General features: G+C 37.4%; 12 protein-coding genes. 10 read left to right on the top strand and 2 right to left on the bottom strand.

Features of this window, described 5'->3' with window-relative positions; all coding sequences use genetic code 11:
* Positions 1-2: 2 nt before the first annotated feature.
* Positions 3-398, top strand: a complete 396-nt coding sequence (locus WJN01_RS02745) for a hypothetical protein (protein ID WP_445195626.1) — start codon at positions 3-5, stop codon at positions 396-398.
* Positions 399-403: 5 nt separating this feature from the next.
* On the opposite strand, the gene WJN01_RS02740 is transcribed toward WJN01_RS02745, so the two are convergent.
* Entirely contained in the window at positions 404-1,228 is an 825-nt protein-coding gene (locus tag WJN01_RS02740; RefSeq protein WP_445195625.1) for a universal stress protein, read from the bottom strand.
* Positions 1,229-1,446: 218 nt separating this feature from the next.
* Here WJN01_RS02740 and rimP point away from each other — a divergent pair, with 218 nt between their 5' ends.
* From rimP to infB, 3 genes are all read left to right on the top strand, one after another.
* Positions 1,447-1,908, top strand: coding sequence for a ribosome assembly cofactor RimP (rimP, locus tag WJN01_RS02735; protein ID WP_445195624.1), 462 nt, complete (start codon positions 1,447-1,449; stop codon positions 1,906-1,908).
* A 13-nt stretch (positions 1,909-1,921) separates the two neighbouring features.
* On the top strand, positions 1,922-3,154 hold the full coding sequence (gene nusA, locus WJN01_RS02730; protein ID WP_370477563.1) for a transcription termination factor NusA: 1,233 nt from the start codon (positions 1,922-1,924) through the stop codon (positions 3,152-3,154).
* A gap of 78 nt (positions 3,155-3,232) precedes the next feature.
* A complete protein-coding gene (gene infB, locus WJN01_RS02725) occupies positions 3,233-5,941 on the top strand; it encodes a translation initiation factor IF-2 (protein ID WP_445195623.1) in 2,709 nt (902 codons plus the stop codon).
* A gap of 39 nt (positions 5,942-5,980) precedes the next feature.
* Here infB and WJN01_RS02720 read toward each other — a convergent pair whose 3' ends face one another.
* Entirely contained in the window at positions 5,981-6,382 is a 402-nt protein-coding gene (locus WJN01_RS02720) for an SPOR domain-containing protein (RefSeq protein ID WP_445195622.1), read from the bottom strand.
* Positions 6,383-6,597: 215 nt separating this feature from the next.
* Between WJN01_RS02720 and WJN01_RS02715 the strand changes: the two genes are divergently transcribed.
* From WJN01_RS02715 to WJN01_RS02690, 6 genes are read left to right on the top strand one after another with little or no spacing between them, the layout of a single operon-like run.
* Positions 6,598-7,890: a c-type cytochrome gene (locus tag WJN01_RS02715; protein ID WP_445195621.1), complete on the top strand. Its 1,293-nt coding sequence runs from the start codon at positions 6,598-6,600 to the stop codon at positions 7,888-7,890.
* Between the two features lie 33 nt (positions 7,891-7,923).
* Positions 7,924-11,019 (top strand): TAT-variant-translocated molybdopterin oxidoreductase, encoded by a 3,096-nt coding sequence (locus WJN01_RS02710; RefSeq protein WP_445195620.1) that lies wholly within the window; start codon positions 7,924-7,926, stop codon positions 11,017-11,019.
* Positions 11,020-11,047: 28 nt separating this feature from the next.
* Positions 11,048-12,790 carry a helix-hairpin-helix domain-containing protein gene (locus WJN01_RS02705; protein WP_445195619.1) on the top strand — a complete coding sequence of 581 codons (1,743 nt, stop codon included), beginning with the start codon at positions 11,048-11,050 and terminating at the stop codon, positions 12,788-12,790.
* 9 nt (positions 12,791-12,799) lie between these two features.
* Positions 12,800-13,330: a DUF3341 domain-containing protein gene (locus tag WJN01_RS02700; RefSeq protein WP_445195618.1), complete on the top strand. Its 531-nt coding sequence runs from the start codon at positions 12,800-12,802 to the stop codon at positions 13,328-13,330.
* Between the two features lie 7 nt (positions 13,331-13,337).
* Positions 13,338-13,889, top strand: coding sequence for a c-type cytochrome (locus tag WJN01_RS02695; RefSeq protein WP_445195617.1), 552 nt, complete (start codon positions 13,338-13,340; stop codon positions 13,887-13,889).
* 24 nt (positions 13,890-13,913) lie between these two features.
* Positions 13,914-15,266 carry a quinol:cytochrome C oxidoreductase gene (locus WJN01_RS02690; RefSeq protein WP_445195616.1) on the top strand — a complete coding sequence of 451 codons (1,353 nt, stop codon included), beginning with the start codon at positions 13,914-13,916 and terminating at the stop codon, positions 15,264-15,266.
* Positions 15,267-15,295: the final 29 nt, after the last annotated feature.

Below are 15,295 nucleotides of genomic sequence, written 5' to 3'. Positions count from 1 at the left end.
CAATGAAAAAAGACATCGAAATTCCAAAAGTTGAAGACGTTTACATTGCCGTTGTTAACGAGTATAACGAAGTGCATAAAACACAAGATTGGAACGCCTACATTATAAATGACAAAGATGTTGATTTGGAAATGGTGCTTATCGTTACCAGTGGCTATTCCGAAACCAAAAAAACAGCTACTTTCCGAAAGAAAATAGACGTCCTCCCCAAAAAAAGCTTTGCCAAAATAGAATTAATGGTCGAGGAATTGTTCGCATTGAACAACACTTTTAAGGTCTCCTTTTTTGAAGGAAACCAAATGTTTGACAAAACCTACCTCTTTAGAAAAAATACCATAAACCTAAGGGCATTGCAACCTGTTCCATTAATGGATTTAAGGGGCGTTTTGGTAAAATAAGGGGTTTAAATCTTAAATGTAATTACGGGGCGTTTGGCATGGTTTACCAAATCTTCACTGATGCTTCCGTTAAAGAAATGCGAAATACCTTGTCTGCCGTGCGTACTCATCCCAATTAAATCTGCACCAATAGATTCAGAAAAATGCATAATGCCTTTTTCAATGCTCATATCGTTGTAAATATTCAAGGTATGATTTGAAGCTTTAAAGCTTTCAAGAAAATTCTGCATGCGTTGGTTTGCTTCGGCTGAAGTAATAAATTTATTGGGCGTATTCACCATAAGTAAATGCATTTTAGCCCCCAGTTTATTGGCAAATTCCATGGCCTTTTTAAAGGTAGCTTTGCTTTCATCTTTAAAATCTGAAGCAAACACAAAATTGGCAATGTTGAATATTTTATGCTCCTTTTTTACCACTAACACAGGAGTTGCAGAAGTGCGTACCACTTTTTCGGTATTGCTACCAATAAGCATTTCTCTTAGGCCACTTGCTCCGTTGGAACCCATAATAATTAGGTCAATATCCTGTTTTCTACAGAGCTGAAAAATACCTTTGAAAATCTCGTGAAAATCGACAGATTCATGAACCTTCAAACCTTCGAGATAATCTTTATTTTTTAGCTCCTCAAATTTTTTGTGCGCTAATTTCATAAAAAACACAGCCTCTGGCAGGCTACTGTGGGTGCCCATGGGGTCTACTTCTTGTAAAGGCATTTCAAGAATGTGCAACAAGTAAATTTCGCAATCGTGTTTTTTGGCAATTTGTGCGGCTACTTTCAGGGCATTTTCGGCTTGATCTGAAAAATCAGTGGGTACAAGTAATTTTTTCATCAGTTCATGGTTTAGTTAGTTTGTGTTTAAAAAATGATATTCATAAAAAAGGCGTAAAAAATTGTAAGCCCAGAAATATCAAGCTCTCACAAGCAAGCGGTATTTAAATTTATGAAATATTCCTTTAAAAATCAATAAAATGTTATATATTTGCACCGTTGAAAGGCGAAATTAAAGATTATGAGGGGACGAAAAGTCCCCTCTTTTTATACTAAAAAATGTTTAAAACCAAGGTTGCCGAATTACTGGATGCTGCGCTGATTGAAAGACCAGATTTGTTCCTTATTGATTTGTCCATTTCAGGCGATAGCCACATAAAGGTGATTATTGATGGCGACAATGGTATTTTGGTTGAAGACTGTATGTTTGTAAGCCGCGCCATTGAACATAATTTGGACAGGGAAGAACAAGATTTTTCCTTGGAAGTTATGTCGGCCGGAGCAGCATCTCCATTGGTCCATAAACGACAGTATAAAAAGAATGTTAAAAGAACCTTGAAGGTTAAAACGGCCGAGGATGAAGTGGAAGGGGTTTTGACCAAAACATCAGATAATGATATCACCTTGGAGTGGAAAGTTAGAGAGCCAAAACCTGTGGGTAAAGGCAAAGTAACCATAAAAAAGGAAGTTCAAATTCCTTATGAAAACATTGTAGAAGCAAAAGTTATGATTAAATTTTAATTTTAAATAGATTATGGAAAATGTCGCGTTGATTGAATCTTTTTCAGAATTCAAAGACGATAAACTCATTGATAGAGTTACGTTAATGGCAATTTTAGAGGATGTTTTTAGAAGTGCCCTTAAGAAGAAATTTGGTGATGATGATAATTTTGACATTATTGTTAACCCAGATAAGGGTGACTTGGAAATATGGAGAAATAGAGTTGTTGTTGCCGATGGTGAGGTTGAAGACGAAAACCAAGAAATTTCATTGTCTGAAGCACGCAAAATTGAGCCAGATTTTGAAGTAGGAGAAGATGTGTCTGAGGAGGTAAAACTTATAAATTTAGGAAGACGTGCTATTTTGGCATTGCGTCAAAACCTAATTTCAAAAATCCATGAGCACGACAATACCATAATCTACAAACAATTTAAAGATTTAGTTGGCGAAATTTACACCGCTGAGGTGCATCACATACGTCATAGAGCGGTTATTTTGTTGGACGATGAAGGCAATGAAATTGTACTTCCAAAAGATAAACAAATACCATCAGATTTCTTTAGAAAAGGAGATAACGTACGTGGTGTTATTGACAGTGTTGAGCTTAAGGGAGCCAAACCAACCATTATAATGAGCAGAAGCTCCCCAGTATTTTTAGAAAAATTATTTGAACAAGAAATACCAGAAGTTTTTGATGGATTGATTACTATTAAAAATGTAGTGAGGATACCAGGTGAAAAAGCAAAAGTAGCCGTAGATTCTTATGACGATAGAATTGACCCAGTAGGGGCTTGCGTTGGTATGAAGGGTTCCAGGATTCACGGTATTGTTCGAGAGTTGGGTAATGAAAACATTGATGTAATTAATTATACGAATAACTTGCAATTGTACATTACCAGAGCATTAAGCCCTGCTCGTGTAACGTCTATAAAAATTGATGAAGAAGCCAAACGTGCCGAGGTTATTTTAAAACCAGAAGAAGTAAGTAAGGCTATAGGTAGAGGCGGACACAACATCCGTTTGGCGGGTCAGTTAACGGGTTATGAAATTGATGTGTTCAGGGAAGGTGCAGAGGAAGATGTTGAATTAAGAGAATTCTCTGATGAAATTGAAGGCTGGATTATTGAAGAATTTAGCAAAGCTGGATTGGATACCGCAAAAAGTGTATTAGAGCAAGAGGTTGACGATTTGGTAAAAAGAACAGACTTAGAAGAAGAAACCATTTTGGATGTTATCAGAATTCTAAGAGAAGAATTTGAAGAATAGTAAATAATAATGCAGTTTTGCATTACTTTGTGCCTAAATTGGCACAAAATATAGATTTGAGTATTTTAAAGGCAATTTATGGCTGAAACAATTAGATTAAATAAAGTATTACGCGAACTGAACATTTCTCTAGATCGTGCTGTGGAATTTTTGGATTCCAAAGGCATTGAAATAGAAAAGCGTCCGACTACAAAAATTTCTGAAGAAACCTATAACATTCTTTCAGATGAATTTGAGACAGATGCTAACAAGAAAATGAAGTCGCAAAAAGTTAGTGAAGCTAAGCTAAAAGAAAAGGAAGATTTACGCATTAAGCGTGAACAAGAATTGGAAGACAAGCAAAAAGCGGAAGAAGCCAAAGAAATAGCCCGACAAGAAGAAGTTGTAAAAGCATCAAAAACATTATCCGGCCCAAAACAGGTTGGCAAAATAGATTTAGACTCTAATAAGCCTAAACCAGTTGTTGAGGATAAAAAGCCAGCAGAAGAACCAGTTTCTAAAGAAGAAGAAAAGGTAGAAGCTCCTAAGGCAAAAGAAGAATCAAAAATAGAAAAGCCATCAAAGCCAGAACCTAAAAAGGTTGAGATTGATGGTGAAATGGTAGTGCCAGAGGAACAGGTTAAAACTCAATACCAAAAACTTAGTGGTCCAAAAATAGCAGGTGATAAAATAGATTTATCCCAGTTCAACAAGCCAAAGAAAAAGAAAGAAGAGAAGAAAGCTGAGTCAAAGTCTGGAGACGCTGGATCCTCAAATAAAAAGAAACGCCGTAGAATAAGTAAAGGAGGTGGACTTCAAGATAATAAAGGAGATAACCGTTCTGGCGGTGATCGTTTCAAGGGCAAAGGCCAAGGACGTCGAAATATATTAAAAGAGGAGCCTAGCGAAGAAGATGTAAAAAAACAAGTTCGTGAAACGCTTGAAAAGCTTCAAGGTAAATCTGCTAAAGGTAAAGGTGCTAAATACAGAAGAGATAAAAGAGATCTGCATAGAGAACAATCTGAGCTTGATCAACAATTAGAAGCGGAAGAAAGCAAAATCTTAAAAGTAACAGAGTTTGTTACGGCAAGTGAAGTTGCAACCATGATGGACGTTAGTGTAACCGAAATTATTTCGGCGTGTATGTCTCTTGGTATGATGGTGACCATGAACCAGCGTTTGGATGCAGAAACGCTATCAATCGTTGCTGAAGAATTTGGTTATAAAGTTTCATTTGTAACTGCCGATATTGAAGAATCAATAGAGGAAGTTGAGGATAAACCACAAGATTTAAAGCCAAGGGCACCAATCGTTACGGTGATGGGTCACGTAGATCATGGTAAAACATCACTTCTGGACTATATTCGTGAAGAAAATGTAATTGCAGGCGAATCCGGTGGCATTACCCAGCACATTGGTGCTTATGGTGTAGAATTGGAAAACGGACAAAAAATCGCATTTTTAGATACACCAGGTCACGAGGCCTTTACAGCGATGCGTGCTCGTGGAGCCCAAGTTACCGATATCGCCATTATAGTTGCTGCGGCAGATGATGATATCATGCCACAAACCAAGGAAGCCATTGCGCATGCTCAAGCGGCAGGTGTACCTATCGTGTTTGCAATTAATAAGATTGATAAACCAGACGCTAAACCTGATAAAATTAAAGAAGGATTGGCCAATATGAATTTATTGGTGGAAGATTGGGGAGGAAAAATTCAATCACATGACATCTCTGCAAAATTTGGTACTGGCGTTAAAGAGCTTTTGGAAAAAGTATTGCTTGAAGCTGAATTATTGGAGTTAAAGGCAAATCCTAACAAACCTGCTGTAGGTACGGTTGTAGAGGCATTCTTAGATAAAGGTCGTGGTTATGTATCCACTGTTTTAGTGCAAGCAGGAACCTTGAGGGTTGGCGATTATGTATTGGCAGGACAGCACAGTGGTAAGGTTAGGGCTATGCAAGATGAGCGTGGTCACAATGTAAAGGTTGCAGGGCCGTCTACACCGGTATCGATTCTAGGATTGGACGGTGCACCGCAAGCAGGTGATAAGTTCAACGTTTTTGAGGACGAACGCGAAGCAAAACAAATTGCAGCAAAACGTGCTCAGTTACAACGTGAACAATCCGTTAGAACACAACGTCATATTACTCTTGATGAGATTGGTCGTAGAATTGCCCTTGGGGATTTCCAAGAATTAAACATCATTCTTAAAGGTGACGTTGACGGTTCGGTAGAAGCACTTACAGATTCATTCCAAAAATTATCAACGGAAGAAATTCATGTAAATATCATCCATAAAGGTGTTGGAGCGATAACCGAAAGCGACGTGTTGCTGGCTTCTGCTTCTGATGCCATTATCATTGGATTTAATGTGCGTCCGGTAGGAAATGCAAGAACCATTGCAGATAAAGAAGAAATAGATATTAGAACATATTCAATCATCTACGATGCCATAAACGACCTTAAAGATGCTATGGAAGGTATGTTGTCTCCAGAGCTAAAAGAGGAAATTACCGGTACGGCTGAAATTAGAGAAATATTCAAGGTTTCAAAAGTAGGAAGTATTGCAGGTTGTATGGTTACCAACGGAAAAATTTTCAGAAACTCTGGAGTACGATTAATTCGTGATGGTGTTGTTGTTCACACAGGCGAATTGGCTTCCCTGAAACGTTTTAAAGACGATGTTAAGGAAGTTGCCAAAGGGTATGACTGTGGTATGCAAATTAAAAACTACAACGATATTAAAGAAGGTGATATCATTGAAGCCTTCCACGAAGTTGAAGTAAAAAAGAAATTGAAATAAAATTAAAGACAAAAAAGCCGTGCAATTTGCACGGCTTTTTTATTTACTATTATTTTTCTTCGGTTTGAAAATAAATGCACTCGGGAATGTCCGCTTTATTTTTTGAAGTGCCCGATCGGCTTCCAATCGTGTTCTAAAATTACCGGCCCATATTTTAAAATTAGGTGTTTCATATTGCATTGTCGGGTGCCAATCGGCAAAAGACTTACTGAATTCACTTTGTGCACTTTGTGCTCCAGAACGATTTCCTGAGTAAACTTGTATTTTGTATCTATCGGAGTCGTTGTCACTCTTGTTCATTTCCTTTTTAAGATCTAACAAAGCCGCTATTTTTTTATCTTGATTTACAGTAACATTCCCTTGCTGGGAGTAGCTGTATGATACACACAGCAGGAAAGCGAAAAGACTTAAAAAACTGATTTTCAATTTTAATGGTTCCATTTTCAAAATATTTATCACAAATGTATAGGTTATTAACTAAAAAGAGGGCTTTTTTATTATTTAGAATTACTCTAAATTAGCTATTAACACTTCTCTAACATTTTGGGAATCGACTTTTAATATTACTTTTGCGAGAGATTTTTTTAACTGTATTTTTTCTGTTTTTGTTAAAGAAAAAATCGTACCAAAGTATAGAAGTTAATATAACCAACAATATGAGACAGGTGATTCACCGTAAATTAGGCACTAATATTCTTCGTTTAAGCTTAATTATTTTATTAGCGTTTACAGCTTCTCTTTCTGCTCAAGATGGAGATCCAGCAAAAGGAAAATCATTGTTTAATGCCAATTGTGCGGCGTGTCATCAATTAGATAAAAAAATGACTGGTCCTGCATTACGTAAGGTTGAGCAACGTTTAGCCGATGATGAAGGATTGGATAGAGATTGGATTTATGCTTGGATTCGTAACAGCTCAGGAGTTATAAAGTCTGGTGATGCTTATGCCAACAAAGTTTATAATGAATACGGCGGTGCTGCAATGACCGCATTTCCTCAACTGTCTGACGAGGATATCAATAATATTTTAGCATATACTGCAGAAGAAAAAGCTGTTCCTGCTGAAACGGCTGTAGCCGCTCAAGGGGGACAGCCCGCTGGTGCAACTGGTGGTATTTCAAACGAAATCATTTTGGGCGCTTTAGCTATCCTATTTATTTTGTTGGCTATTGGTCTTTATTTGGTAAATAAAACGTTACGTCGTTTTGCTGCTGCCCAAAATATTGAATTGCCAGAAGAAGCTAAGAGAACACCGCTTTGGAAGGCGTTTTTGCAAAACCAATTTTTAATGTTGGTGACCGCCATATTCTTTTTATTGGCAAGTGCTTATTTTGTATATGGTTACTTAATGCAGGTTGGTGTAGACCAAGGTTATCAACCAGTACAGCCAATTCATTTTTCACATAAAATTCATGCAGGTGATAATGGTATAGATTGTAAATACTGTCACTCTTCAGCAAGGGTTAGTAAAACTTCTGGTATTCCTTCATTAAATGTTTGTATGAACTGCCACAAGTCTATTTACGAATATAATGGTGAAACTTCTCCAGAATACACTAAAGAGTTCTATGATGGTGAAATCAAAAAACTATATGCTGCTGCTGGATGGAGCGATGCTGATCAAAAATATACAGGAGAGTCACAACCGGTAAAATGGGTTCGTATTCATAATTTGCCGGATTTTGCTTATTTTAATCACTCTCAGCACGTAACTGTAGCTGGTGTAGAGTGTCAAACTTGCCACGGTCCTGTTGAAGAAATGGAGATTTTATATCAACATGCTCCGCTTACCATGGGATGGTGTATTAACTGCCACAGAGAAACAAATGTGGCTGTAAAAGACAATGCCTACTACGAGAAAATTCACGAAGAATTATCCAAAAAATATGGTGTGGATGAGTTGACGGCTGCTCAAATGGGTGGTTTGGAATGTGGTAAATGTCACTATTAATAAATTTAACAAGAAGTAATTCAATTATATAATATGTCATCAAACAAGAAATACTGGAAAAGTGTTGAAGAGCTTAACGAAAATAGCTCTATTGTTGAGACGCTAAAACAAAACGAGTTTGTTAACGAAATTCCTACTGATGAGTTTTTAGGTGATAAAAACACATTGGAATCTACATCAACTACTCGTCGCGATTTCTTAAAATATGTAGGGTTTACTACGGCTGCTGCTTCTTTGGCTGCTTGCGAAGGCCCCGTTAAAAAATCCATTCCTTATGTAGTACAGCCAACTGAAATTATTCCTGGTGTGGCCAACTACTATGCAACTACAATTGCAGATGGATTTGATTTTGCGAGTGTTTTGGTGAAAACGCGTGAAGGCCGTCCGATAAAAATTGAAAATAACGCGATGGCTGCAACCAATGGTAATGCAAATGCCAGGGTTAACGCATCGGTTTTAGGTTTGTATGACAGTTTGAGGGTTCAAGGTCCAAAGAAAGAAGGAACGTCTATATCTTGGAGTGACTTTGATGCCGAAACAACAAAGAAGTTAACTGATATAGCTGCAGCAAATAAAGATATTGTGTTATTGACACAAACTTTTGCTAGCCCATCAACGAGCAAGTTAATTTCAGAATTTAAAGAAAAGTATGGTAATGTTCGCCATGTGGTATATGATGCTGTCTCAGAATCTGCTGCATTGGACGCATACCAAGCTAAATATGGGGAACGTGGATTGGCAAATTACGATTTTGAAAAAGCCATGACGATAGTTTCTGTTGGTGCTGATTTCTTGGGAGATTGGCAAGGAGGTGGTTTTGATTCGGGTTATTCTAAAAACAGAATTCCAGACCACGGTAAAATGTCGCGTCACATTCAGTTTGAGGCTAATATGTCTTTAACTGGTGCAAATGCTGATAAACGTGTGCCATTAACCCCATCACAACAAAAAATAGCTTTAGCTAAATTGCATAGCTATGTAGTTGGAGGTTCAGTTTCGGGAGAGTTATCAGAAAATATAGAAGATGCTGTTAAGAATGCAGCTTCTCAACTTAAAAAGGCTGGAAGCAATGGTGTTGTCGTTACAGGTATTCAAGATGTAAATGCACAAACAGTTGTTTTTGAAATCAATGAAGCCTTAGGAAGCAAAGCCTTCGACCCAAAAACACCAATTAAAACAAGACAGGGTAGTGATAAAACAGTAGCCAAATTGGTTGCTGATATGAAATCAGGAAAAGTAGCAGCCATTATTATGAGCGGTGTTAATCCTGTTTACTCTTTGCCAAATTCAGCCGACTTTGTTGATGGTTTAAAAAAGACTGAACTTTCTGTAGCGTTTTCTTTAAAAGAAGATGAGACGTCTACAGAAGCACAATATATTGCAGCAGCGCCTCACTACTTAGAAGCTTGGGGTGATGTTGAAATTAAAAAGGGACATTACGCATTAACGCAACCAGCAATTCGTCCTTTATTTGATACCAGACAGTTTCAAGAAGCTTTGTTGAAATGGACTGGAAACGATGTTTCTTATCACGATTATATCAAAGATGCTTGGGGTACAAGTATTTTAGGAGGAAGTTCCTTTAACCAAGCATTGCACGATGGTGTTTTTGTCGGCACTATTGCGGCAGAAACTGAAAGCACTTCCGAGGTTGAAGAAGAAACAACTGCAATACCATTTGGAAATGCAGCCAGATCTTTAGCAGCATCTGCTAAAACGGAAGGTTTAGAATTAACATTATATACCAAAACAGGTATGGGTGATGGCCAACAGGCCAATAACCCATGGTTACAAGAGTTTCCAGACCCAATTACTAGAACAGCTTGGGATAACTACTTAACTGTTTCAAAAGCTGATGCCGATAGCATGGGTTTAACCAATATTCACGTTGCCAATGGTGCATTAAACAGTAATTATGCTAAAGTTACTGTTAATGGTGTTTCTGTAACAGTTCCTGTTATTATACAGCCAGGTCAAGCTAAAGGTTCCGTTGGTTTAGCCTTGGGTTATGGAAAAACCAAAGGGATGAAAGCAGAGATGCAAACAGGTGTAAATGCTTATCCGTTATACCAAGGGTTTAACAATGTTCAAAGCGTAACTGTTGAGGCTGCTGGTGGAGAACACGAGTTTGCTTGTGTTCAATTGCACAATACCTTAATGGGACGTGGTGATATTGTTAAAGAAACTACTTTAGAGATTTTCAATACCAAAGATAAAGAACATTGGAATGCTGTTCCTGTGGTGTCATTAAATCACGAAGAAACTCCAGTAACATCTCCAGAAGTTGACTTATGGGATGAGTTTGATCGTTCAATAGGTCACCATTTCAACCTGTCAATCGATTTAAATGCTTGTACAGGATGTGGAGCATGTGTTATTGCTTGTCATGCTGAAAACAACGTTCCTGTAGTTGGTAAAACTGAAGTACGTCGTAGCCGTGATATGCACTGGTTGCGTATTGATAGATATTATTCATCTCAAGATTCATTTGAGAGCGATAACGAGAAAAAGGAAAATATTTCTGGTTTAGGAAGTTCGTTAAGTGAATTTAATGAAATGGAAAGCGCTTCAGAGAATCCTCAAGTAGCCTTCCAGCCAGTTATGTGCCAACACTGTAACCATGCACCTTGCGAAACAGTATGTCCTGTGGCAGCAACATCTCATGGTCGTCAAGGTCAAAACCATATGGCTTACAACCGTTGTGTAGGTACACGTTATTGTGCAAACAACTGTCCGTATAAAGTGCGTCGTTTCAACTGGTTCTTATACAACGGTAACGATGAGTTCGATTATCATATGAATGACGATTTAGGACGTATGGTGTTGAATCCAGATGTTGTTGTACGTTCTCGTGGTGTGATGGAAAAATGTTCTATGTGTATTCAAAAAACACAAAAAACTATTCTTGATGCAAAACGTGATGGACGTAAAATTAAGGATGGAGAGTTCCAAACAGCTTGTTCTGCAGCTTGTAGCAATGGAGCAATGATTTTTGGTGATATCAATGATAAGGAAAGTAAAGTTGCAAAACTTAAGGAAGATAATCGTATGTATCACTTGTTAGAGCATGTAGGCACGAAGCCAAACGTGATTTATCAAACAAAAGTGAGAAATACAACTGAAGCATAAATCTAATTAAAGAATCAATTATATAATTATGGCGTCTCATTACGAAGCACCTATTAGAAGACCTTTAGTTACAGGCGAAAAATCATACCACGATGTAACCGTGGATGTTGCTAAACCTGTAGAGGGAAAAGCAAACAAACAATGGTGGATAGTTTTTGGAATTTCACTAGCTGCTTTCCTATGGGGAATTGGATGCATACTTTATACCATTTCCACAGGTATTGGAACTTGGGGTTTAAACAAGACCGTTGGTTGGGCTTGGGATATTACTAACTTCGTTTGGTGGGTAGGTATTGGTCACGCAGGAACACTTATTTCTGCTGTGCTTTTATTGTTCCGTCAAAAATGGAGAATGGCTATTAACCGTTCTGCAGAGGCTATGACCATCTTCTCGGTTGTACAAGCAGGATTGTTTCCAATCATTCACATGGGTCGCCCTTGGTTAGGTTATTGGGTATTGCCAATTCCAAACCAATTTGGCTCGCTTTGGGTGAACTTTAACTCACCGTTACTTTGGGACGTATTTGCGATTTCAACATATTTGTCGGTATCATTGGTGTTCTGGTGGACTGGCTTATTACCAGATTTTGCTATGATTCGTGACAGAGCTGTTAGACCATTCCAAAAGAAAATCTATTCTTTATTGAGTTTTGGTTGGTCTGGTAGAGCTAAGGATTGGCAACGTTTTGAAGAAGTATCCTTGGTACTTGCCGGTTTAGCTACTCCGTTGGTACTTTCGGTACATACCATCGTATCTTTTGACTTTGCTACTTCGGTAATACCAGGTTGGCATACCACTATATTTCCACCATACTTTGTTGCTGGTGCGGTGTTCTCAGGATTTGCCATGGTAAATACGCTTCTTATTATCATGAGAAAAGTATGTAACCTTGAAGATTATATTACTGTACAGCACATTGAGCTAATGAACATTGTAATCATGATTACAGGTTCTATAGTTGGTGTGGCTTATATTACAGAGTTATTTATCGCTTGGTATTCTGGTGTTGAGTACGAGCAGTATGCATTCTTAAATAGAGCAACAGGACCTTACTGGTGGGCTTATTGGATGATGATGTCCTGTAACGTATTCTCTCCTCAGTTTATGTGGTTCAAGAAATTAAGAACCAGCATTATGTTCTCTTTCTTTATATCAATCGTGGTAAACGTAGGTATGTGGTTTGAGCGTTTTGTAATCATCGTAACCTCATTGCATAGAGATTATTTGCCATCATCATGGACTATGTTCTCACCAACCTTTGTTGATATAGGTATTTTTATTGGAACCATAGGATTCTTCTTTGTATTGTTCTTGTTATATTCTAGAACATTCCCAGTAATTGCTCAGGCTGAGGTTAAAACTATTTTGAAATCGTCAGGACAGCGTTATAAAAACCTAAGAGAAGCTGGTAAGAGTTTAGTAGGCACTGGTGCAGATACTAGAACATCTGGAGTTGTTGCTTCAACCAAATCTGTTGAAACGGCGAAAGTTGAAGTCTCCGAAGGTGATAAATCTGAAATGACAAACTCATTACTTAGCAGTATAGGAACTTTTGACCCATCAACCCAAAAAGCTGATGATTTAAAGAAAATTAGTGGTGTTGGGCCAAAAATGGAACAAGTACTTAATAGCATAGGTATCTATTCTTTCATTCAAGTAAGTAAGATGAGCAAAAAGGAATACAACTTGTTAGATAGTATCACTGGTTCTTTTCCAGGAAGAGCAGAACGTGATGATTGGTCTGGACAAGCTAAAAAATTAATAAACTAAATATAGTCAATGGAAGCTTCAAAAGTTATTCACGCTATTTATACCGATGATGATGTATTAATGTCGGCCGTTAAAAAGGTTAAGGCAGAAAAACATCATATTGAAGAAATATATACACCGTTTCCGGTTCATGGGCTAGACAAAGCTATGGGACTTGCACCAACGCGTATTGCCATTACATCGTTTATGTATGGTTTGGTTGGTTTGACTGTGGCTATTGTGATGATGAATTTTATAATGATTAAAGATTGGCCTCAAAACATTGGCGGGAAACCAAGTTTTAGCTACTTGGAAAACATGCCGGCGTTTGTTCCAATTATGTTTGAACTAACAGTGTTTTTTGCTGCCCATTTAATGGTTATTACCTTTTATCTACGTAGTAGAATGTGGCCATTTAAAAAAGCTGAAAATCCTGACCCAAGAACAACAGATGACCATTTTTTAATGGAAATTGCTGTACATGGAAATGAGAAAGAATTAGAAAGCTTGCTTAAAGAAACTGGGGCAGTTGAGATTAATTTAATTGATAAAGCGCATTAATATAGACATGAAGAGCTTAATTAAAATATTGGCAATAGCAGTCGTTTTAGTAGTTGTATCCTGTAATAAAAGTTCAGCTCCAAACTATCAATTCATGCCTAATATGTATGAATCTGCTGGATACGAAACTTATGGAGAAGCGGCATTTCGTGATGGAGTTGAAGCACAATTGCCAGCAGAAAGTTCAATACCTAGAGGTTTTGTACCGTTCGATATTGAAAATTCAACTGAAGGTTATGCGTTGGCAAAAGAAACTTTAAAAAGCCCTTTAGATTCTACTCAAGTAGACTTGGAGAGAGGAAAGCAGCTTTATGATATTTACTGTGGTATTTGTCATGGAAACAAAGGAGATGGACAAGGAAACTTAGTAAAACGAGAAAAAATACTTGGGATTCCTAGTTATGATGATGCTGGTAGAGCTATTAATGAAGGTAGTATTTACCATGTTATTTACTACGGTAAAAATGCTATGGGTTCTTATGCTAACCAACTAAATGAAGAGGAGCGTTGGCAAGTAGTTTCGTATGTTTTGCAATTAAAGGCAGATTTAGAAAAGTAAGATTGATAAGATTATTATATAGATATGTATACATTTTCAAATAAATTAAAGACATTTTCTATCATTCTAATGGTTTTAGGATTGTTAGGTGTAGGATATGGTTTTATGACATCTCATAAATCTTTTGAAGAAGTTGAAACCTTACTTGCAGAAGAAGCACATCACGGTGGCGGACATGGTGAAGAAGCTATGCACGCTGTACCTAGTCATGATGCCCATGCAGCTGATGCTCATGGCGAAGAAGCGCATGCAGGTGTCGATGAACATGCCAAACATATTGAGCACGTACAACACCAAATTGCAAATCGCCCTTGGTCTGCGCTTTATGTAGCTGCATTTTTCTTTATGATGATTGCTTTAGGTATTTTGGCTTTTTATGCCATTCAAATTGCATCACAAGCAGGTTGGTCTCCAGTATTGTTTAGAGTTATGGAAGGGATGACTTCTTACCTGTTGCCAGGGGGTTTAATTGTAATTGGTATAGCAGTGGCATCGCATTTCATTGGGCACAATAATCTATTTGTATGGATGGATCCTGAAGTTGTTGCACACGATAAGTTAATTCAAGGTAAATCAGGCTGGTTGAACATTTGGGGCTTTTTAATTAGAGGTCTTATATTTTTAGGAGGATGGAGCTTATACCGTCATTTTTCTAGAAAATTTTCAATTGCTCAAGATACAGCCGAAGATAAAAGTAACTTTAAGAAATCTTTCCGTATTTCGGCTGGGTTCTTGGTATTCTTTATTTACACAGAATCTATGATGGCTTGGGATTGGATTATGAGTGTTGATCCACACTGGTTCTCTACGTTATTTGGATGGTACGTTTTCGCTAGTATGTTTGTAAGCGGAATTACCGTTTTGGCTTTAATTACCATTTACTTAAAATCTAGAAACTATTTAGAGTTTGTAAACGAGAATCACTTACACGATGTTGCCAAGTTTATGTTTGCCTTCAGTATTTTCTGGACTTACCTTTGGTTCTCACAGTTTATGTTGATTTGGTACTCAAACATTCCAGAAGAGGTAACCTATTTCGTATCTAGGTTTAACGACTATAAATTACCATTTTTAGGTATGGTAGTGTTAAACTTTGTATTCCCGATACTTATGTTAATGAATGCAGATTACAAACGCATTCCTTGGTTTGTAGTTATGACAGGTCTTGTAATCTTGTTTGGTCATTATATTGATATATTCAACATGATTATGCCAGCTACTGTTGGAGACAGATGGTTTATCGGTATCCCGGAAATAAGTTCAATTTTGCTTTTTGCAGGACTGTTCATATTTATAGTATTTACAGCTTTAACCAAAGCACCGTTATTAGTAAAAGGATATCCTTTTAGAAAAGAAAGTGAAGATTTTCATTATTAATTAAGAAATAAATAAAGACGAACGATACC

This window comes from Tamlana sedimenti (genome assembly GCF_038148895.1).
Taxonomy (GTDB): Bacteria; Bacteroidota; Bacteroidia; order Flavobacteriales; family Flavobacteriaceae; genus Tamlana.
This window is presented reverse-complemented; position numbering and strand designations above follow the sequence as displayed.